21 protein-coding genes are annotated in these 18,371 nt (G+C 64.2%); 10 read left to right on the top strand and 11 right to left on the bottom strand.

Annotated elements, in window-relative coordinates; genetic code table 11:
* Positions 1-248: 248 nt before the first annotated feature.
* Entirely contained in the window at positions 249-908 is a 660-nt protein-coding gene (locus EN749_RS05465; protein ID WP_023813468.1) for a response regulator transcription factor, read from the bottom strand.
* Entirely contained in the window at positions 905-2,299 is a 1,395-nt protein-coding gene (locus EN749_RS05460; RefSeq protein WP_127396981.1) for a sensor histidine kinase, read from the bottom strand. The genes EN749_RS05465 and EN749_RS05460 overlap by 4 nt, the downstream gene beginning before the upstream one ends.
* A gap of 172 nt (positions 2,300-2,471) precedes the next feature.
* Between EN749_RS05460 and EN749_RS05455 the strand changes: the two genes are divergently transcribed.
* The 5 genes from EN749_RS05455 to EN749_RS05435 all read left to right on the top strand — a co-directional run bounded on the left by EN749_RS05455 (position 2,472) and on the right by EN749_RS05435 (position 7,603).
* Positions 2,472-2,813 (top strand): hypothetical protein, encoded by a 342-nt coding sequence (locus EN749_RS05455; RefSeq protein WP_013528672.1) that lies wholly within the window; start codon positions 2,472-2,474, stop codon positions 2,811-2,813.
* A 14-nt stretch (positions 2,814-2,827) separates the two neighbouring features.
* Complete coding sequence (locus EN749_RS05450) at positions 2,828-3,547, top strand: phosphatase PAP2 family protein (RefSeq protein ID WP_127267185.1); 720 nt, start codon at positions 2,828-2,830, stop codon at positions 3,545-3,547.
* Positions 3,548-3,791: 244 nt separating this feature from the next.
* Positions 3,792-4,070, top strand: coding sequence for a helix-turn-helix transcriptional regulator (locus EN749_RS05445; protein ID WP_127320695.1), 279 nt, complete (start codon positions 3,792-3,794; stop codon positions 4,068-4,070).
* A gap of 69 nt (positions 4,071-4,139) precedes the next feature.
* Positions 4,140-5,873, top strand: coding sequence for a SulP family inorganic anion transporter (locus EN749_RS05440; protein WP_128288868.1), 1,734 nt, complete (start codon positions 4,140-4,142; stop codon positions 5,871-5,873).
* Positions 5,874-6,397: 524 nt separating this feature from the next.
* On the top strand, positions 6,398-7,603 hold the full coding sequence (locus EN749_RS05435; RefSeq protein WP_245491273.1) for an adenylate/guanylate cyclase domain-containing protein: 1,206 nt from the start codon (positions 6,398-6,400) through the stop codon (positions 7,601-7,603).
* A gap of 112 nt (positions 7,604-7,715) precedes the next feature.
* On the opposite strand, the gene EN749_RS05425 is transcribed toward EN749_RS05435, so the two are convergent.
* From EN749_RS05425 to EN749_RS05410, 4 genes are read right to left on the bottom strand one after another with little or no spacing between them, the layout of a single operon-like run.
* The gene (locus tag EN749_RS05425) at positions 7,716-8,117 is read right to left on the bottom strand and encodes a hypothetical protein (protein WP_128288869.1); all 402 of its coding nucleotides are present in this window, start codon (positions 8,115-8,117) and stop codon (positions 7,716-7,718) included.
* A 1-nt stretch (position 8,118) separates the two neighbouring features.
* Positions 8,119-8,637 (bottom strand): hypothetical protein, encoded by a 519-nt coding sequence (locus EN749_RS05420; protein ID WP_128307096.1) that lies wholly within the window; start codon positions 8,635-8,637, stop codon positions 8,119-8,121.
* Positions 8,630-8,974 (bottom strand): hypothetical protein, encoded by a 345-nt coding sequence (locus EN749_RS05415; protein WP_127398858.1) that lies wholly within the window; start codon positions 8,972-8,974, stop codon positions 8,630-8,632. The genes EN749_RS05420 and EN749_RS05415 overlap by 8 nt, the downstream gene beginning before the upstream one ends.
* Before the next feature lie 11 nt (positions 8,975-8,985).
* The gene (locus EN749_RS05410; RefSeq protein ID WP_127331916.1) at positions 8,986-9,129 is read right to left on the bottom strand and encodes a hypothetical protein; all 144 of its coding nucleotides are present in this window, start codon (positions 9,127-9,129) and stop codon (positions 8,986-8,988) included.
* 175 nt (positions 9,130-9,304) lie between these two features.
* On the opposite strand from EN749_RS05410, the gene EN749_RS05405 reads away from it, so the two are divergent.
* Positions 9,305-10,276 carry an AraC family transcriptional regulator gene (locus EN749_RS05405; RefSeq protein WP_128362699.1) on the top strand — a complete coding sequence of 324 codons (972 nt, stop codon included), beginning with the start codon at positions 9,305-9,307 and terminating at the stop codon, positions 10,274-10,276.
* 67 nt (positions 10,277-10,343) lie between these two features.
* Here the strand turns inward: EN749_RS05405 and EN749_RS05400 are convergent, their stop codons facing one another.
* The 3 genes from EN749_RS05400 to EN749_RS05390 all read right to left on the bottom strand — a co-directional run bounded on the left by EN749_RS05400 (position 10,344) and on the right by EN749_RS05390 (position 12,634).
* The gene (locus tag EN749_RS05400; RefSeq protein WP_127808496.1) at positions 10,344-11,150 is read right to left on the bottom strand and encodes a YiiX/YebB-like N1pC/P60 family cysteine hydrolase; all 807 of its coding nucleotides are present in this window, start codon (positions 11,148-11,150) and stop codon (positions 10,344-10,346) included.
* Between the two features lie 81 nt (positions 11,151-11,231).
* Positions 11,232-12,164: a CHAD domain-containing protein gene (locus EN749_RS05395; RefSeq protein ID WP_128362698.1), complete on the bottom strand. Its 933-nt coding sequence runs from the start codon at positions 12,162-12,164 to the stop codon at positions 11,232-11,234.
* Entirely contained in the window at positions 12,161-12,634 is a 474-nt protein-coding gene (locus EN749_RS05390) for a CYTH domain-containing protein (RefSeq protein ID WP_127268427.1), read from the bottom strand. The genes EN749_RS05395 and EN749_RS05390 overlap by 4 nt, the downstream gene beginning before the upstream one ends.
* A gap of 90 nt (positions 12,635-12,724) precedes the next feature.
* Between EN749_RS05390 and EN749_RS05385 the strand changes: the two genes are divergently transcribed.
* Genes EN749_RS05385 through EN749_RS05370 form a run of 4 tightly spaced genes read left to right on the top strand, consistent with a single transcriptional unit; the run spans position 12,725 to position 16,428 of the window.
* Positions 12,725-13,411 carry a CerR family C-terminal domain-containing protein gene (locus tag EN749_RS05385; protein ID WP_128362697.1) on the top strand — a complete coding sequence of 229 codons (687 nt, stop codon included), beginning with the start codon at positions 12,725-12,727 and terminating at the stop codon, positions 13,409-13,411.
* Between the two features lie 13 nt (positions 13,412-13,424).
* Entirely contained in the window at positions 13,425-14,378 is a 954-nt protein-coding gene (locus EN749_RS05380; protein WP_128362696.1) for an HlyD family efflux transporter periplasmic adaptor subunit, read from the top strand.
* On the top strand, positions 14,375-15,295 hold the full coding sequence (locus EN749_RS05375; protein ID WP_128362695.1) for an ABC transporter ATP-binding protein: 921 nt from the start codon (positions 14,375-14,377) through the stop codon (positions 15,293-15,295). The genes EN749_RS05380 and EN749_RS05375 overlap by 4 nt, the downstream gene beginning before the upstream one ends.
* On the top strand, positions 15,292-16,428 hold the full coding sequence (locus EN749_RS05370; protein ID WP_128362694.1) for an ABC transporter permease: 1,137 nt from the start codon (positions 15,292-15,294) through the stop codon (positions 16,426-16,428). Before EN749_RS05375 ends, EN749_RS05370 begins: the two co-directional genes overlap by 4 nt.
* A gap of 82 nt (positions 16,429-16,510) precedes the next feature.
* Here the strand turns inward: EN749_RS05370 and EN749_RS05365 are convergent, their stop codons facing one another.
* On the bottom strand, positions 16,511-17,110 hold the full coding sequence (locus EN749_RS05365; RefSeq protein WP_128362693.1) for a DNA-3-methyladenine glycosylase: 600 nt from the start codon (positions 17,108-17,110) through the stop codon (positions 16,511-16,513).
* Between the two features lie 97 nt (positions 17,111-17,207).
* Positions 17,208-18,185 (bottom strand): threonine/serine dehydratase, encoded by a 978-nt coding sequence (locus EN749_RS05360; RefSeq protein WP_128362692.1) that lies wholly within the window; start codon positions 18,183-18,185, stop codon positions 17,208-17,210.
* Between the last annotated feature and the right edge of the window lie 186 nt (positions 18,186-18,371).

Genomic DNA, 18,371 nt, shown 5'->3' with positions numbered 1-18,371 from the left:
GTCACCTCCGCCGCCCCCCGGCGGAGGTGACATCGTTTTGGCGGTGCCACGCCGGTCCCGAGGCGCGACGCGCTTTGCGCGGTCCGCACCTTGCGGAGGCACGCAACCGTTCAATTATTGTTTTTCGCAATCCGGATGATTTCAGGTCGAAGCGGCCTGAAAACTGAATCCGCCTCTAAATCAAAGAGATAGAGCATGATGTCTTCCGAAAACCGCTTCACACCTTTCGGCATCATGCTCTCGTTGCTCTAGGAAGGCCTGTCGCGGTCGCGCAACTCACGCATCATCAAGGCCGCTTCGGTGCGGTTTCGCACATTGAGCTTCGACAGCACCCCGGTCATGTGATGCTTGACGGTCTTCTCCTGCAGCTCAAGCCGCAAGGCGACTTCCTTGTTGCTCAGCCCCTCCGCCACCAGCCGCAGGATTTCCGTCTGCCGATCGGTGAGCTGCCGCAGCCGTTCCGCAATGCCGTCGGTCGGCTGCTGGGACTGGAGATCCGAAAGCAGCCGGGCCGACAGCGTCGGCGACAGATAGCTTTCGCCGGCTGCAACATTGCGCAGGATGTCGGCGAGCCCGCGCGACCCGACGCCTTTGAGGACATAGCCATTCACCCCTGCGTTCAGCGCCTTTGTCACATCGGCGTTGGCCTCCGAAACGGTCAGCATGACGATCTTCTGGGCCGGATGGCTGGCCAGGATGCTTGCGACGGCGGTCAGCCCGCCGCCCGGCATGGAGATATCGAGCAGCAAGATGTCAGGCCGCACCGTCGTGGCGAGGCGTTCGGCATCCTGCGCCGTGGCGCCCTCGCCAACCATCTCGAAGCCTCCGATCTCCGACAGGCTGCGCGTCACACCTTCGCGAAAGAGGGGGTGATCGTCGACAATGGCGATGCGAATGGTCCCAGTCATGCTTGCTCCTCGACCGATAGACGGATCACCAAACGCGTACCTTGCGGCCCGGTCAAGGTTTCGAACTGTCCGCCAATGCTTTCGACCCGCTCCCTGAGGCCGGCGAGGCCGAGACCCTCGACCCGTGCCGCCGGATCGAAGCCGGGCCCGCCGTCCGACACTTCGACAAAAAGCCGGCCACCTTTCATCCCCGCACTCACCGCCTGATCCTTGCCCAACCCATGGCGATAGGCGTTGTTCAGCCCTTCCTGGACGAAACGATAGATGCTGATCTTCTCGGAGGCGCCGGGCTCTGGCAACTGTCCGGTCAGCGTCAGCGTCACCGACGTTCCCGTCCTCTGCTCGTGTTCCTTGACCGCCAGCCGCAGAATGTCGGTTGCGGCAGCCGTCTCGATCTGCGGCAAAACAAGGCCGGTGCAGATGCCGCGTATTTCGCGCATCGCGTCCTCCAGTGTCTTGCGGATCATTGCGACCTCGGTCGAACGGCTTACGCTCGAATGGCCATCGCTGGAAAATATCGGGCTGTCCATGCGCAGCGCCGCCAGTGCCACGAGTTGGGCCGGGCCGTCATGGAGGTCGGCGCCGATCCGGCGCAGATATCTTTCGTTGAGCGCGGTGGCGCGGCGGGAGGCCCGTTGCACGCGCAGTCGCAAAGCACTGTTTTGCACTACCAGACCCTGCAGCTCCGAAACCTGGCGGCGCAGCGCCCCACGCTGATCGTCGATGGTGCGGCTGCCGCGCAGGACAATCCCCGACAGGAGCAGGAATGCCGCGAGCGTCGCGCCGGCCACGATCAGCCAGCTCGACCACAGGGCGGACGCCAGGGTGGCCTGGAAATCGTCGGCGATTTCATAAAACTCGGTGACCGCCACCACCTCGCCCGACCAGGGCTCGCGCACGGGATTGTAGATCTCCAGCAATGGCAAGCCGGTAGCCTTCTCCTCGCGTTCATCATCTTCGAATGTATTGAATTCAGCGACGACATTGCCTTCGAAGGCGGAACGCAGATTGTCGCTCGGACCGAAGCGGCGGCCGATCAGGGACGCCTCCTTGGCGTAGAGAACCGTGCCGTCGCGGCGCCAGAGCACGAACGATTCGAGGCGCTTGCCGAGCGCGCCCTGGCCAAGCGTCTCGTCCAGCGCCTGCTTGACGGACTCGCTGAGCTCCTGGTCCTTGCGCAAGTCGGGAAGCAGCGGCGCAATCACGCTGTCGACATAGAGCGCCGTCGTGGCGGCCGAATTGCGGATGACGCCGTCCCGGATCTGCGCCGTCACCCAGGTGCCCACCACCAACATGACGGCCAGCAGGCCAAAGCCGCCGGCAACGACGAATTGCAGGGCAAGGGAAAGCTCGCTCCAGCGCCGCATCAGGTTTTGAAAACTGCGAATCATGAGCCCCTGACCGCCCTTCGAACCGACAGATTGGGCGATGTTAGTACTTTGAGCTTCCGGCTTGCCATTGCCAAGGGCTTCGTTTGGTCGAGGTCGCTTGACGTCCCGGCGCGCTTGGGAAACAACGTCCGCGACGCACGCGGCGGGAGCCGCTCCGAGAGGGGACGAAACGTTGAGTTTTTCGGGATTGCTGCAGCTCGGCTTTTCGACGGTCATTTTCCTGCTGGCGGCGACAGCCGCCAAGCAATGGGGCCTTGCGCCGAGCCTTGGCAAGATAGCGCTGACGCTGGCGCTCTATTCGCTGGGCAATCTGATCATGCTGCGGCTGATCCGCGAATTCGGCATGTCGGTGTCGTTCAGCCTTTCCGCCGTCATCCAGCTGGTCTCCGTGAACGTCGTGGCGCTGGTCTTCTTCGGCGAGCGCGTCAATGCGCTGCAGGCGACCGGCATCATGCTGGCGATCGCAGCGGTGGCGCTGATCACGCTCGGACCCTATCTGCAAGGCCGGCTGTAACGGGCGAATTGCCGATGAAGAACGCCGCGAACGCTTTGCTCAACCGGGTCGAATTCCCGGTGCTGCTGGCCGGCCTGGTCATCGCCGCCGGCCTGTGGGGATTCGAGGAGCTGATGGAGATTGCGCGCGCCACCACGCCGCACGCCTTCGACACCGAGATCCTGCTCGCCTTCCGCCAGGCGGGGCGCCCTGACAGCCCGATCGGCCCGCTGTGGCTGCAAGGGGCGATGCGCGACATCACAAGTCTTGGCAGCGGCAGCGTGTTGGTGCTGATCGTGACGGCGGTAATCGTCTATCTCCTGCTTATCCGCAGGCCGGCGACCGCCCTTTTCATCTTCGTGGCGGTGGCCGGCGGTCAGGTGCTGTCGAGCCTGCTGAAAGCCGGCATCGACCGGCCGCGCCCCGAACTCGTCTCGCATCTCGTCAACGAAACGACGCTGTCTTTTCCGAGCGGCCACGCCATGCTGTCGGCCGTGACCTATCTGACGCTCGGCGCGCTGGCGGCACGCTTCCTGCCCGGTCGAACGACGAAGATCTATGTGCTGTCGCTGGCGGTGCTGACGACGCTGCTGGTCGGCATCAGCCGCATCTATCTTGGCGTCCACTGGCCATCGGATGTGCTTGCCGGCTGGTGCGCCGGCTTCGTCTGGGCGATGCTGTGCTGGCTCGCTGCCCGGGCGTGGCAGCGATGGCGCGGGCAGCGCCTGAACGGCGACAGCGAGACTGGAGACTAGATCAGCCGGTCGATCAGCCCGTGCCCGCAGCCCACCGACAGCAAGGCCGCCCAGGTCATGAAGGTCTTGAAGAATTCAACCGCGTTACCCCCTGCCTAGATGGACACCCTAGGCACAATCCCGGGAAGTATCTAATGATCGGTCAGCCGCCCCCTTACGTCTCAGACGTTCATACTAATGCTTGAAACATCACAATAATGGTATTATACCTTATTCCTGCAGACTCAGACGGGGATTCCGGCCGATGATCACTGCCGCGCAGATGCGCGCCGCAAGGGCGCTGGCCGGCATCGATCAGAAGACGCTCGCCGAGCGCGCCGGCGTTTCGCTTCCAACCATCCAGCGCATGGAGGCGAGCGATGGCGTGGTCAGGGGCGTGGTCGACACGCTGATGAAGGTCATCCAGGCTCTCGACGAGGCCGGGGTGGAGCTGATCGGCGAGAACCAGACCAGCGAGCGCGGCGGCCGGGGCGTGCGCCTCAAGCCTGCCGTGCCGCGGGATCCCAAGGCTGAGCCGGCATAAAGTCGCGACGGCGACCGCCGACAGCCCTGCCGACGATCCCGCCGCCTTTCAGGGTGCGAAAGGCAGTCCATGGACCAGACGCAGCGGGCAGTGCATCAACCGGCCCACAGGTCGGCCCATAGGCCGGTAAAGCCGACATTTTCCGAATTGTTCACGCCGAAGCTGGTGACGGTCTGGCGCGAGGGCTACACGTTCGCCGACTTCAAGGCGGACGCCATTGCCGGGCTGACGGTCGCCATCGTCGCGCTGCCCTTGTCGATGGCGATCGCCATCGCCTCGGGCGTGACGCCCGAGCGCGGCCTCTACACCTCGATCGTCGGCGGCTTCATCATTTCGGCCCTCGGCGGCAGCCGCTTCCAGATCGGTGGTCCGGCCGGCGCCTTCATCGTGCTGGTGGCCGCGACGGTTGCCCGGGTCGGCATCGATGGACTGCTGTTGGCAACGATGATGGCAGGGGTCTTCCTGCTCGCCATCGGCTATCTCCGCCTCGGCACCTACATCAAGTTCATTCCCTATCCGGTGACGGTCGGCTTCACCGCCGGCATCGCCGTCATCATCTTTTCAGGACAGATCGTCGAACTGTTCGGGCTGAAGCTTGCCGGCAGGGAGCCGGGACCGCTGGTGCCGAAGTTGATCGCGGTCGGTGAGGCGGCCGGCACCATCAATCTTGCGGCGACCTTCGTGGCGGTGTTGACCATCTTCACCATCGCCGGCCTGAAGCGCTGGCGGCCGACATGGCCTGCCATGCTCATCGCCATCGGGCTGGCATCGCTGGTCGTGGCGCTTCTCTCGCTGCCCGCGGAGACGATAGGCACTCGCTTTGGCGGCATCCCGCGTAGCCTGCAAATGCCTGCCTTGCCGCCGGTGAGCCTGGGCAGGATGATTGACGTGCTGCCGGATGCCATTGCCTTTGCCCTGCTCGGCGCGATCGAATCGCTGCTGTCGGCGGTGGTCGCCGACGGGATGACGGGCCGGCGGCATCGTTCCAACTGCGAACTGGTGGCGCAAGGCTTCGCCAACATCGCGTCCGCCCTGTTCGGCGGTATCTGCGCCACCGGCACCATCGCCCGCACCGCGACCAATGTGCGGGCCGGCGCCCACGGACCGGTTTCGGGCATCGTCCACTCCGCCATCCTACTCGCTTTGATGCTGGTGGCGGCGCCGCTCGCCAGCTACATCCCGCTCGCAGCCCTGGCTGGCGTGCTGGCGGTCGTGTGCTGGAACATGTTCGAGAAGCAGGCCTTCGCCACCTTGCTGCGTGCCTCGCGCGGCGATGCGCTGGTGCTGACGGCGACCTTCCTGCTCGTCATCTTCCGCGATCTCACCGAAGGCATCGTCGTCGGCTTCGTGCTGGGCTCGATCCTGTTCATCGACCGCATGGCCAAGTCGACTGCGGTAGAGGCCGATCAGCCGCTGGTGCAGGAGGATGTCGCCGACAGCGCCAACGCCTACGATGCCAGCGAGGCGACCGACGCCGACACCGTGGTCTACCGCATCTCGGGCGCCTTCTTCTTCGGCGCGGCATCGACCGTCGGCACGGTACTCGACCGCATCGCCGACCAGCGCAGGAATTTCATCCTCGATTGCTCGGCCGTACCGTTCTTCGATTCGACGGCGGCCAACGTCATCGAGGGCGCCGCCCACAAGGCCAGGCGCGCCGGCGTCCGCTTCATCATATCAGGTGCCTCGCCGCAGATCCGGCGCATGCTGATCAACCACGGCGTGAAGCGTCCGCTGGTGACCTATGCAGCGTCGATCGAGGAGGCGCGGGCGCAGCTGAAAGGCAAGATCGAGGTGCGGTAGGGGCCGGGATTTGCCGGCCGGCGGTCGCTTGAACGTCAACTTTTTGATCTCAAGCAAGCGGGGAGCACGCTTTAGGCGAGCGGGCCCACTTTAGTCCCAGATGCAAGGAAAGTCGCTTCGCGGCGGCGTCGAATGCACCAATCTTCGTGACCTGAACAGGGAAGCCTCCGCCTATCCTGCTTCAGCTTTCACCGTGGTCCTTTGTCCGGACATTTTACTCTTTGCAGCCGCGTTTCAAAAATGAAACCGCAATCATGGTAGAGTTCGCGCACTGATTTGCCAGTAGAAGGCGGGTTTGCCAAATGCGTGACACGTCCCCGCGAAATCGAAGTGATCCTATGCCGACCGCGCCAACACTTGAACTTCGCCGCTATTCACGGCTGAGAAATTTGCGAGAGCGCGCAGAACGCCAAGGTGCTGCATTGCAGTTCTGGGCGCGTACGGCATCGCTCGCCGTGATCTCCTGCTTCTTTTCATTAATCAGCCGCTGGGATGCCTCTCTGCTCTTCGTGCTGGCGGGCCTCATGTTGTTCCAGCTCGTCGGCCTGATCCAGTTTCGCTTTGCGCGCCGTCGCAACGCGCCATGGTGGATCGGTTATCTCGTCGGCACGCTGGACATCGTTCTGTTGACCGTTCTGCTGGTAACGCCCAACCCGTTTTCCCTGGAGGTCGCGCCGGCCGCGATGCAACTGCGCGAAGGCAGCTTCAAATTCCTGTTGATTTTCGTGTGCCTTGGCGCGCTGACCCTTTCGACCCGATTGGCGCTCTATCTCGGAGCGCTCGCAGCCTTGACGTGGACGATCGGGGTGGGATGGGTGATTCTTCATGCGGGAACCGTCCTTCCGGCGACGAACCTCTATTCGCTGCCGACGACAGAGCGACTGAACCTCTATCTCAATCCCAATTTCGTCGACACATTCGCGCAGGCGACCAACGTGCTGGTTGTGCTGATTATCGGCGCGATCATGGCGCTGGTCGTCTCTCGTTCCCGACATCTGTCGGAAGACTATGTCAAGGCAGAGCGCGCCCGCGCCAATCTCGCCCGGCATTTTTCGCCAAATGTCGTCGACCAGCTCGCCGCGGATGACGAGCCCTTCGGCCCGGTCCGCCGGCAGGATATCGCGGTACTGTTCGCCGACATCGTCGGTTTCACACACTATTCCGAGGATCATCCGGCCGAAGCAGTGTTCGAACTTCTGCGTCAGTTCCACCGTCGCATGGAGCAGGTCGTTTTCGACCACCATGGCACCGTCGACAACTATATCGGCGATTGCATCATGGCCACATTCGGGGTTCCGCAAGCCAGCCATAACGACGCGACCCGAGCCATCCAGTGCGCTGAAGCGATGATCGCCGCTCTCGAAGACTGGAATGTGCAGCGGGTGTCCAGGGGATACCCGTCGCTGGACGTTCGGATCGGTGCACAATATGGCGCAGTCGTCATCGGTGCGGTCGGCAGCGAGCGCAATCTTTCCTTCGCGGTGGTGGGCGACACCGTCAACGTCGCCAGCCGTTTGCAGGCGCTTTGCCGTGAACTTCAGGCAAACATTTGCTTTGGGTCACGACTGATAGAAGCCGCGAAGGCGGAATCGCCCACGACACAGTTGAATGCGCGCGATCATGGACCGGTGAGCATCCGCGGTCGGGATGAACCGGTCCTGTCTGGGTCGAACACAGAGCCGAAAACCAGGGTGCTGTTGCGGTTTCGGCATGATATAGCCGCCATGTGAAGCGCCTGCATCTGTCGGAAAGTTCACGCCTGAAGGCATCATGCGCTCGCAGGGCCTGAGCGAGGCCTCGATGTTCCTCTATCTGCGCGATCTCGAGGAGCTCGCAATCGTCTCAGCATGATTGCATCTGGCGGCTGAGCTGGCCGCGCACGGCCCTGGCGGTGCCGACGGCGCCATTGACCGCGCCCATCATCTTCATCTGCCCGGCGGTCTCGTTCATGCGCGCCCGGCAATCCTGCATTTTCTTGGTCGCCTCGACTGCAGCCAGGGCTTCGCCAAGACCTTCCGGCGAGTCCGGGCCGGCCGCCAGCTCCGCCAATTGCGCATGCTGGTCTGGCGTGATCGGCGGGCTGGCGGCCGTCTGGCTGCAGCTGGAAGCCAGCAGGCAGATAAGCATTGCGATCGGGCTGCCCCGCCTGACACGTGCCGTGGTTGGAAAAATGCCGCGATGTTCGGCCTCGAGGCTCCCGCTCGGAGTTGCTTTTCCCGCCACCCGTTTGCTGTTGCCCAACATCCTATCGCCCCATCGCCGGGCCGAGGATGAGGCTGCGGATTTTTGGCGTCAGCGGCCTGACGACATCGGCGAAGGGGTCGCCCTCGGCCCGCAAAGCCATCAACCCTTCGACCTCTTCGTCGATGGCCGCGATGGTCTCCGTCTTCTGTGCGTCGGTCAGCTCCCTCATGCCGGATATGGCATTCCTGAGCTTGACGAAAATGGCATCGAGTTCCGCGACCGGCATCGTCGCCAGGAACCCGCGGATGGTCTCGCCAAGCGCGACCTTCCAGCTGTCGGCGGTGAAGCCGGCTGTGCCGATCAAGCCCTTGTCCGCGGCATCGCGCTCGTACCAGTCGGCGGCGATCTCCTCGTCATAGGCGAACTGACCGAATTCGGGCTGCAAGGCCTCGATCAGGCCGACGACCGCCGACGCATCCCGCGCTGTCAGCGCCAAGGCATGCGGGCTGTCGAACATCATGCCGGCAAGTGCGAGCGCGCCGGCCAGCCGGCGCATGGCTGCGAAACGCCGCTCAGCCATAACAGTCCTCCACAACGCCGGCCCGGGCACTGCTCGTCGCCTGGGACTGCAGAACCGAGCCGCCGATCGAGGCGGCCTGGCCGGCAATGACCCCACCATTGCCGGCCAGACCGCCAAGACCCCCCGCCATCGACAGGACACCGCCGAGCAGAGCCGCATTGGTCTGCGCCTTCGCCGCCTTCTTCGCGGCCTCGGCGCAGGCGGTTTCCGTCGATGGTTCGTTCCGGGCCTTGTTGCTGCCGGCCGCGCTCGCGATCGATGCCGGGTTGCTGTCGGCCTGGCCCGTTTGGCAGCCCGCCAGGGCAATGGTCAGGGCCACGAAAATGCTTTTTTTCATGGTGCTCCTCATCATCGGGCAGCGCGCGGCGGCAGCTTGACCTCGCGGTGATCGGTCACCGTGTTGCCCAACGCGATCGACAGCAGATAGGCACGCGGATTGAAGCCCGCCGCAGCCAGTGCCGACAGCGTCTTGAACAGTTGCAAATGAAACATCGTGCCCCCTTGGATTGCCGCCAATACGGTCCCGGTTTCGGAATCGCGCCGCAAACTAGGGGCATCAAAGGGGGACAGCTTGGACAGAACGGCACTGAAAGCGGCCAAAACGGCCCGGCATTGACGTTTTGCAGGCCGCGGCGCATATGACCGCGCTCTTGGCATGGGGGTGTCGATGACTGCGACGATGGGGCCATCAGCTTCGTTCAGGCTGGCGACGGAGATGTTTCCGGAGCGGGATCGCGTCGAGATTACGCGCGAGGTTTACGGCCGCACGGTTCTGAGGGTGGACCTCGATCCGCTGGCGCCGGCGCAGATCGACATGCGGGTGCGCGCGTTGCCGGGCCTCGGCATCGCCACCGGCAGCTCATCGGAATTCCGGGTGCATCGCACATCGTCGCTGATCGACAACGACGACTTCGTTCTTCTGGCAGCCCTCGATGGGGGCAGCGTGATGAAGCACCGCGGCCGCGAGGAGGCGGTCGGCAACGGCCAGGCGTTGATGATGAGCGGTGAAGAGGTTGGCTTCAACCTGATCGGCGCCGGCGGGTTCCGCTTCATCAATCTGAGTTTTTCGCGCAAGCAGCTTTCGCCTCTGATCGGCGATCCGGCAGCGGTCCTTATGCGGCCCTTGCCGACCCAAAGCGGGGCGATGCGGCTATTGCTCGACTATATCAACTCGATCCAGGAGGTCGGAGACGAGTTGACTGCGGAGGCCTGTCACCTTGCGACGACGCATGTCTTCGACCTTGCCGCACTCGCCATGGGCGCGACCAGGGATGCGGCCCAGATCGCACGCGGCCGTGGCGTCAGCGTTGCCCGCTTGCGCGCCATCAAGGCCGATATCGTCGCGCATGGTGGCCATGTCGACCTGTCGGCGCGGGACGTCGCCGCCCGCCACGGACTGTCGGCCCGCTATGTCCGCAAGCTGTTCGAGAGCGATGGCACATCCTTGATTGATTTCATGATGAACCAGCGGCTGGCGCGTGCCCATCGCATGCTTGGCGATCCGCGCCATGCCGGACGCAGCATCACCGCGATCGCCTACGAGGCCGGCTTCAACGATCTTTCCTATTTCAACCGGGCGTTCCGCCGCCGTTATGATGCCACTCCCTCGGACGTGCGCGCTGCGGCTTGCAAGCACTGACGCCAAAGCGCCGCCTGCCGGGCGGCGCTGCCGTGCCGTCCATGCTGTTGGACTCATTTGATCGCGTCTATTCGGCGGCCTTTGCCCCGGGATCGGCAACCTTGTCGTCCCAGACCATCTGCCGGTAGTCGAAACCATATTCCAGCGTCGGTTTGACGATGCGGAAATAGGGCGACAGGTCGAAATCGCGCGGCGTGTAGAGCGAGTGGTGGCGGATGTGCAGGATTTCCTTGCGCGAATAGTTCGACTGCGCGGAGGCTCGGCCGGGCGCACGGGTGATTTCGGGCAGGATCGGATAGCGGATCTGGCCATAGGCCTCGGCGATCAGCGTCGAGCAGATCGCCCGTGTCGGATCGCCGGAGCCGAAGGCCAGCATGCGGCGGCGCCAGCGCACCGGCACCGGCGGTGTGGGCAAGAAAAAACGCAGCATGTCGAAAATGTTCTTGAGGTCGTATTTCAGGCCGAGCCTGCCGATCATGAAGGCGACGACCTTGTCGCGATCCTCCGGCGCCAGCCCGCTCGCCCGGCAGATGCGGGTGTTGTAGGTGCGGTAGCGCGACAATGGCACGGCGACGCAGCCTTCGCCGATCGTGACCTCGATCAGGCGCGGCCGCTCCGAGCCGTCTTCCGGCGCGGGCAAGGCATCGCCGATATAGAAGGCCGCATGCGACCAGGTCGACTGGGTCAGGTACTTGATCGCCGCCGAGATCTTCTGGTTGCCCTCGATCAGCAGGATGTCGCCCGGCTCAAGCGTGCGGCGCAGCGTTTCGGCATCGGACGGAGTGTAGGGCTCGTAGCCGGACGATTCCCCCTGCAGCCGGCCGGCAAGCCAGCGGCCAAGTCGATCCAGAAGCGTGTCGCCGGGCTCGGTCATGCCCCATGGCGATTAGCATGGGCGGGTAATGAGGGCTAGCGCACGCCTTCCTCCCCCGTCCGGAGCGCGAGGAAGAGCGTCCTACGATGCCGCGGCCTGTTCCGGCGGCGCAGCCAGATCGTCGCGCGCCTTGCGGGCCAGTTTGCGTGTCGAGCGTTTGGGATTGTCGCCGAACAGCTCGGCCGCTTCGGCCAGGCAGCTCTTCTTCAGCTGCTTCTCCGACCGTTTCAACAGCTTGCCCAGAAGTTTCGTGTCCTCGGGCAGCCCGAGCGGCTGGTCGTCGGCCTCGAGCAGCGCGCGCATCACCAGCACATCGTGCAGGTCGCCCAGCCGCTCGCCCAGTTCGTCGACCGCCTTGCGCCGGGCCTTGATCGGTGTCGGCCACAGCCTGCCGAGCAGCGACAGATGCATGCCGTGGGTCTTGGCCGCCTTGCGCAAATCGTGGAAATCATCGGCCGCGCCCCGCGATCTGGCCTTGTCGAGCGCCTTCCTGGCACGGCGCAGCGTGACGCGGGCACCTTCGGCAAGCACGTCGGCCGCCTGTTCCGGCTGGTCGGGCAAGGCCAACGCTTCGACGCGTTTGAGGCCATCCTCGCAAGCGGCGGTCGCCGCGCCGATCGCCGCCTCGAGCCCGCTGCCTTCGTGCAGTTCATGCTGGCGCGCGATCAGCCTGTCGCGCGCAGCAGTAAGCCCATCGTCGGCGCTCTCCTTGGGAAAGCTCGCCGCCAGCCGGTCGATGGTTTCGATCAGCGCTGTCGCCTCGCGCGGACCGGCAAGCAGGCCTGCTACATTGCGATAGCACTGGTTCTCGGTCTCGCAGAATGTTTCGTCGCCGGAACGAACAAGCCGCAGCAGGGCGCGGGCGCTCTTCAGCCGCTTGCGGCACTTGTGCAGCGCCTGTTCCGGCCGGCTCCGTGCGGCGTCAAGGTGATGCAGCGCCTTGCCGATTTCCTCGGCAAGGATACGCCTGACCTCGCCGGTCAGCGGCAGGCGCGGATCGATACGAAAGCTCATGCGGCGATCTCCGGTATCCCCCCAAGGGCGAGCGACGCGTTGTAGAATTTTGACTCGCCGGTGACTTCGCGGCCGAGCCAATCAGGCAGCATTTCGTCCGGCACGTCCTCCGGCGTCTCAAGTTCGGCGATCACAAGTCCCGCAAGCGGACCGCCGAAGACATCGATTTCGTAGAGATAGCCACGGTGCCTAACATGGTGACGTGTCTTCTCGATGACACGTCCGATGGCGAAGTCCAGCATCTCCACCGCCTCCGAGAGCGGGATCGAGTATTCGAATTCGTCGCGTTCGCGCGCCTTGCTGCCGAATTTGAGTGTCAGCTTGGCGGAACCGCCATCGCTGATGCGGATGCGCACCGTGCGCCCGGGGCCGGCAGCGAGATAGAACTGGAGAATGCGGATATTGGCCTCGGCCAGTTCCCGCCATGCGGTGCTGGTGACCAGGAATTTTCGTTCGACTTCCTTGCCCATGGCCGGGCACTAAAGCGTTTGCCGCCGTCGATGGCAAGATAATGACGAACAGAACTTGACTTTAATCAATCGATTGATTAAACTGCGCTCATGATCAAACTGCCTGAGCCCAAAATTCTTCGCCGCGAGCCCGCCGAGATGACGCGCGCGGCCCTCGTCCAGGCGGCGCTGAAGCTGTTCGGAAGGCAGGGCTTCGATGGCACCTCGACGCGCGAGATCGCCGCCGAGGCGCGAGCCAATATAGGCTCGATCGCCTATCATTTCGGCGGCAAGGAGGGTCTTCGCGCCGCTGCCGCCGACTTTATCGTCGAGACCATCCAGGGTGTAGCCGGCCAGGCGCTCGGCAATGTACAGGCGCCTGCGCCGGGACCAGCCAATCCGGAGGCGGCGCAAGCGCTACTCTTCGCGGCGCTGGAGCGGATGGTCGGCTTTGTCGTGGCCAGCCCGCAGGCCGGCGAGATCGTGCAGTTCGTGTTGCGTGAGCTTTCGCATCCGACGGCAGCCCTCGACCGCATCTATGACGGCGTCTTCGAGCCGACGCATCGCCGGCTGTGCCAGCTCTGGGAACAGGCGACCGGCGAGCCCGCCGAAAGCGAGGCCACAAGGCTCACCGTGTTCACGCTGATTGGCCAGGTCATCTATTTCCGCATCGGCCGCGAGGCGGTGATGCGCCGCATGGGCTGGAAAGACATCGGCGCCGCCGAGGCGGCCAAGGTGGTTGCGGTCACATCGGGTAATCTCAAGGCCATATTGGCTTCCAAAAAGAGCAAAGCATGAAGGGGCAAAGACCATGAGCTTTCTGTGTTCGCTGCCGCTCGCCGCGCAGCTCTTCTCGGCCTGTGCCCCGGCTGCCCCGCTGGCCGTCGGCTATGTCGAAGGCGACTACGTGCTTCTGGCGCCGATCGAGGTGGCGCAGGTCGAGACCGTCACGGTGAAGCGCGGCGACCGTGTGGTGCCTGGCACGACCGTGGTGACGCTGGAAAGTGCCGATGCCAAGATCGCGGTTGCGCAGGCGCAGGCAGGCCTTGCCCAGGCGCAGGCGCAGTTGGCCGACCTGCAGATCGGCAAGCGGCCGGAAGAGATCGCCGTGCTGAAGGCCGAGGTCGACATGGCCAGCGCCCAGGCCGCCGACGCCAAGCGCAAATACGACCGCGCCGCCGATCTGTTCAAGCGCGGCGCCGGTACGCAGGCCGATTTCGACACCGCGTCGGCCACGCTCGAAACGGCCAATGCGCAGGTCGGCCAGGCCAATGCCAATCTCGCCGTCGGCGGCCTGCCTGCACGGGCCGAAACGATCAAGGCCGCCGACAATCAGGTCAAGCAGGCGCAGGCCGCGTTGGAGCAGGCGCAGTGGCGGCTATCGAAGCGGGTGCTGGCAGCGCCTTCGCCGGGCCGCGTCAACGATGTCATCCGCAATCCGGGCGACACATCAGGTCCGACCGCGCCGGTGATTTCGATCCTGCCCGACGGCGCGGTGAAGCTCAGCGTCTACATCCCGGAGAGCGCCTTCTCCTCGGTCAAGGTCGGCACCTTGCTCGGCGTCCATTGCGACGGCTGCGGCCCGGATGTGAAGGCGCGCGTCAGCTACGTGTCGCCGGATCCGGAATTCACGCCGCCGGTGATCTATTCGTTGGAGAACCGGCAGAAGCTGGTCTACCTGGTCGAGGCGCGGCCGGAGGGCGATGCCGGGCCGCTGCAGCCCGGCCAGATCGTCGATGTTGATCTCGCGGACAGCGCAAGATGAACGCCATCGACGTCCATGGCCTGGTCAAGCGCTTTGGCGACAAGACCGTCGTCGACCATGTGACGATGTCGGTCGCCGAGGGCGAGATCGTCGGCTTTCTCGGCCCCAACGGTTCGGGCAAGACCACCACCATCCGCATCATGTGCGGCCTGCTGACGCCGGACGAAGGCGAAGGCACGGTGCTCGGCTTCAACATCCGCACCGACAGCCTGCGCATCAAGCGTGAAGTCGGCTACATGACGCAGAAATTCTCGTTCTACGAGGATCTGACGATCGGCGAGAATCTCGAATTCGTGGCGCGCCTCTATCGGCTGAAGCCGGTCGAGGAATATGTCGCCGGGACGCTTGAAGACCTCGGCCTGACCACGCGCCGCAACCAGTTGGCCGGCACCTTGTCGGGCGGCTGGAAGCAGCGGCTGGCGCTGGCCGCCTGCATCATGCACAAGCCGAAGCTGCTGCTGCTTGACGAGCCGACGGCCGGTGTCGATCCGAAGGCACGGCGCGAATTCTGGGACGAGATCCATCGCCTGGCCAGCGGCGGGCTGACCGTACTGGTCTCCACCCACTACATGGACGAAGCCGAGCGCTGCCACCGCATCAGCTATATCTCCTACGGCAAGATGCTGGCCACCGGCACGGTCGCCGAGGTGGTGAAAAATGCCGGGCTGACCACGTTTGTGCTGCAGGGTCCGCGGCTCGATCAGGTCGCCGAAGCGCTCCAGGGCCGCTCCGGCGTCGACCAGGTGGCGCCTTTCGGCGCGACGCTGCATGTCGTCGGCTCCGACAGGAAGAAGCTCGAAGCCGCACTCGCCGACGTCGAGAAAGAGCACAAGGGCGTGAAAGTTTCGCCCGGCGAAACCAGCCTCGAGGACGTCTTCATCCAGTTCATGTCCGGCTCGAAGGACAACATGGCATGAACAGCGTCTTTTCCTTCGCCCGGCTTGGCGCGCTGCTGATCAAGGAATTCATCCAGATGCGGCGCGACCGCATCACCTTCGCCATGATGCTCGGCGTGCCGCTGATACAGCTGGTGCTTTTCGGCTACGCCATCAACAACGACCCGAAAAGCCTGCCTGCCGCACTGGTGGCGACGAGCAACGATCCCTACACGCGTGCCATTGTCGCGGCGCTGCAGACCACCGGCTACTATCGTTTCGACCATGTCGCGCAAAGTGCCGCCGAGGCCGAGTTCCTGATATCGCGCGGCGACGTCGCCTTCGTCGTCACCATCCCCGCCGATTTCGCCAGGAGGGTGGAGAGCGGCAGCAACCCGCAGATACTCATCGAGGCGGACGCCACCGACCCGGCGGTGGCCAGCGGCGCCATTTCGACGCTCGGCACAGTCGCCAGCCAGGCGCTGCTGAGGGCGCAAGGCACGCAGGAAGCCGCCGCCGAGGCCGCCAAGGGTCGGCTCGATGTCGTCGTACACCGGCGCTACAATCCCGAAGGCATCTCGCAATACAACATCGTGCCCGGCCTGCTCGGCGTCATCCTGCAGATGACCATGGTGATGATGACCTCGATCGCGCTGACGCGCGAGACCGAGCGCGGCACGATGGAAAACCTGCTGGCGATGCCGTCCAGCCCGCTCGAGATCATGTTGGGCAAGGTGCTGCCCTATCTGGCGGTCGGCGGCGTGCAGGTGGTGGTGGTGCTGGCGGCGGCGAAGCTGCTGTTCGCCATCCCCTTCACCGGATCGATGTCGCTGCTCCTGACCGCCGTGCTGATCTTCGTGCTGGCGCTGGTGCTGCTCGGCTACACGATTTCGACCATCGCCCGCACGCAGATGCAGGCGCTTCAGCTCACCTTCTTCTTCTTCCTGCCGTCGATCATGCTGTCGGGTTTCATGTTCCCCTATCGCGGCATGCCGGACTGGGCGCAAATCTTCGGCGAGATCTTCCCGCTGACGCATTTCCTGCGCATCACCCGCGCGGTGATGCTGAAGGGCGCCGAACTGCCGGCGGTGGCAACGGAGATCGGCTGGCTGGTGGTGTTCGTGGCATTGTTTGCCGGCGTGGCACTGGTGCGGTTCAGGCGGACGCTGGATTAGATGCCGCACGACCTCCGTCTTGGCACCAGCCTTTGCGGAAGGGAGAAATGCTTTCGCCAATCTCCATGGTTTGTAACTGCCACTAACCGTTGAGCGATTTCGGGCCGCTGACGAAGGCGCTCCCCTTGACGTAAAACCGCAGCGGGCGATCGGCATCCTTTGTAATGCCGATCCGGACGCCTTGGGCGATGTCGCCGGCTTGATGCTCGTCGGTTGCCAGCCATAGCGGGCCTTTGCGGCAAAGATCGAGCCCGTCGAGGGAACGATCGATCCGCAATGCCTGGGCCAGCCTTCCCGGTCCTCGCGCCAGGTCGCGCAAGCGGTCGATGCCGCGATTGAGCCGCATGAGCGCAATGCCTTCGAGCGGCTCGAGCGCCCTGATGAGCACGCCGGTTCCGACCCCTGCCATCTCGCTCGAAACGTTGAGCATGTAGGAGATGCCGTAGGCGAGATAGACATAGGCGTGCCCGGGTTCGAGAAACAGCGAACGGTTGCGCGGGGTCATCCCCCGGTAACCGTGTCCGGCGGCGTCACCGGTCACATAGGCCTCGGTCTCCACGATGCGGCCGCTGGCGATGCCTTCAGGCAGCTCGCGCACCACGACCTTGCCGATGAGGGTGCGGGCAAGGGATGCCGTATCGTCGGGCAGCTCGGAACGCGTGAGCGGGCGGTAGATGACCATGCTCAGCGCGGCGACGATTTGGCGGCGGGCGAGGAGTGATCCAAGGCGGAGCCCGTCGCCAGATACTCCATATCAGATTCCCTTGGACATCGCCGTCTCAAGCCGCCGCCATGATCCCGGCATAGGTGCCGAAATCGACATTGCCGCCGGACAGCACCACGGCAACGCATTTGCCGGACATCTCGATCTCGCCCGATGACAGTGCCGCCAGCGCCACGCAGCCGCCGGGCTCGACCACCAGTTTGAGATAGGCCATGGCGTCGCGCATCGCCTGCGCCGCCGCCTGGTCGGAGACGGCGATGCCACCGGTGAGGTTCCTGCGGTTGATCTCGAAGGTGATCACGCCAGGCTCGGCGGTCAGCAGCGCGTCGCAGATGGAGCTATGGCCGGGCTCGTTCGAAACCCTGGCGCCGGCGGCGAGCGAACGGCGGGTATCGTCGAAATGCTCGGGCTCCACGGCCCAGACCGCGGTGTCAGGCGAGGCATCCTTGACGGCAACGGAGATGCCACTCGACAAGCCGCCGCCTCCACAGGGGACGATCACCGCGTCGAGGTTGACGCCAAGCGCTTTTGCCTGGCGCATCAATTCGAGACCGATCGTGCCCTGGCCGGCAATGATGGCCGGATCGTCGAAAGGCGGCACCAGCACCATGCCTCTTTCCATGTAAGGACGGATCACGGTCATGCGGTCGTCGCGAAAGCGGTCGAACGGGACCACCTCCGCGCCCATCTTGCGCACATTGGCAATTTTCATCGCCGGCGCGTCCGAAGGCATGGCGATCACCGCCTTGACGCCGAACATCGCGGCCGAAGCGGCGACGCCCTGCGCATGATTGCCCGATGAGAAAGCGACGACACCTTGGCTGCGTTCCGCCTCGCTGAGCGACGACAGCTTGTTGTAGGCGCCGCGGAACTTGAACGAGCCGGTGCGCTGCAGCGTCTCCGGCTTGAACAGGATGCGGCCCCCGAAGCGTCTGTTCAGCTCCTGCGATTCGATCAAGGGGGTTTCGATGATCAAGCCGGAGAGACGCGCGGCGGCGGCGTGGATGTCGGCGATGCCGGGAAGGGCGGTCATGGTGGGTCCTGTGGGAAGATGTTGCCCTTCATGATGCCCGCAAAGGGAGGTGGCGCACCATGGGAAAAATGTGACCGTTACAAAGTTTAGCGAGTCATGATCGGCGTTTGCGCCGCCCCTCATCTGGCTGCCGCCACCTTCTCCCCGTAAACGGGGCGAAGGACGCTGTCGCCTTTGGTTTCGCCA

The organism is Mesorhizobium sp. M7A.F.Ca.ET.027.02.1.1 (genome assembly GCF_004022985.1).
Taxonomy (GTDB): Bacteria; Pseudomonadota; Alphaproteobacteria; order Rhizobiales; family Rhizobiaceae; genus Mesorhizobium.
The sequence above is the reverse complement of the archived record's forward strand: the minus strand, read 5'-3'. Positions and strand labels throughout refer to the sequence as shown.

Bases quoted from the DNA above. Each gene is read 5' to 3' on its own strand.
- EN749_RS05465 (WP_023813468.1), bottom strand. From the start codon at position 908: ATGACTGGGACCATTCGCATCGCCATTGTCGACGATCACCCCCTCTTT.
- EN749_RS05460 (WP_127396981.1), bottom strand. From the start codon at position 2,299: ATGATTCGCAGTTTTCAAAACCTGATGCGGCGCTGGAGCGAGCTTTCC.
- EN749_RS05450 (WP_127267185.1), top strand. From the start codon at position 2,828: ATGAAGAACGCCGCGAACGCTTTGCTCAACCGGGTCGAATTCCCGGTG.
- EN749_RS05445 (WP_127320695.1), top strand. From the start codon at position 3,792: ATGATCACTGCCGCGCAGATGCGCGCCGCAAGGGCGCTGGCCGGCATC.
- EN749_RS05440 (WP_128288868.1), top strand. From the start codon at position 4,140: ATGGACCAGACGCAGCGGGCAGTGCATCAACCGGCCCACAGGTCGGCC.
- EN749_RS05435 (WP_245491273.1), top strand. From the start codon at position 6,398: ATGTTGTTCCAGCTCGTCGGCCTGATCCAGTTTCGCTTTGCGCGCCGT.
- EN749_RS05425 (WP_128288869.1), bottom strand. From the start codon at position 8,117: ATGTTGGGCAACAGCAAACGGGTGGCGGGAAAAGCAACTCCGAGCGGG.
- EN749_RS05420 (WP_128307096.1), bottom strand. From the start codon at position 8,637: ATGGCTGAGCGGCGTTTCGCAGCCATGCGCCGGCTGGCCGGCGCGCTC.
- EN749_RS05415 (WP_127398858.1), bottom strand. From the start codon at position 8,974: ATGAAAAAAAGCATTTTCGTGGCCCTGACCATTGCCCTGGCGGGCTGC.
- EN749_RS05410 (WP_127331916.1), bottom strand. From the start codon at position 9,129: ATGTTTCATTTGCAACTGTTCAAGACGCTGTCGGCACTGGCTGCGGCG.
- EN749_RS05405 (WP_128362699.1), top strand. From the start codon at position 9,305: ATGACTGCGACGATGGGGCCATCAGCTTCGTTCAGGCTGGCGACGGAG.
- EN749_RS05400 (WP_127808496.1), bottom strand. From the start codon at position 11,150: ATGACCGAGCCCGGCGACACGCTTCTGGATCGACTTGGCCGCTGGCTT.
- EN749_RS05395 (WP_128362698.1), bottom strand. From the start codon at position 12,164: ATGAGCTTTCGTATCGATCCGCGCCTGCCGCTGACCGGCGAGGTCAGG.
- EN749_RS05390 (WP_127268427.1), bottom strand. From the start codon at position 12,634: ATGGGCAAGGAAGTCGAACGAAAATTCCTGGTCACCAGCACCGCATGG.
- EN749_RS05385 (WP_128362697.1), top strand. From the start codon at position 12,725: ATGATCAAACTGCCTGAGCCCAAAATTCTTCGCCGCGAGCCCGCCGAG.
- EN749_RS05380 (WP_128362696.1), top strand. From the start codon at position 13,425: ATGAGCTTTCTGTGTTCGCTGCCGCTCGCCGCGCAGCTCTTCTCGGCC.
- EN749_RS05375 (WP_128362695.1), top strand. From the start codon at position 14,375: ATGAACGCCATCGACGTCCATGGCCTGGTCAAGCGCTTTGGCGACAAG.
- EN749_RS05370 (WP_128362694.1), top strand. From the start codon at position 15,292: ATGAACAGCGTCTTTTCCTTCGCCCGGCTTGGCGCGCTGCTGATCAAG.
- EN749_RS05365 (WP_128362693.1), bottom strand. From the start codon at position 17,110: ATGGTCATCTACCGCCCGCTCACGCGTTCCGAGCTGCCCGACGATACG.
- EN749_RS05360 (WP_128362692.1), bottom strand. From the start codon at position 18,185: ATGACCGCCCTTCCCGGCATCGCCGACATCCACGCCGCCGCCGCGCGT.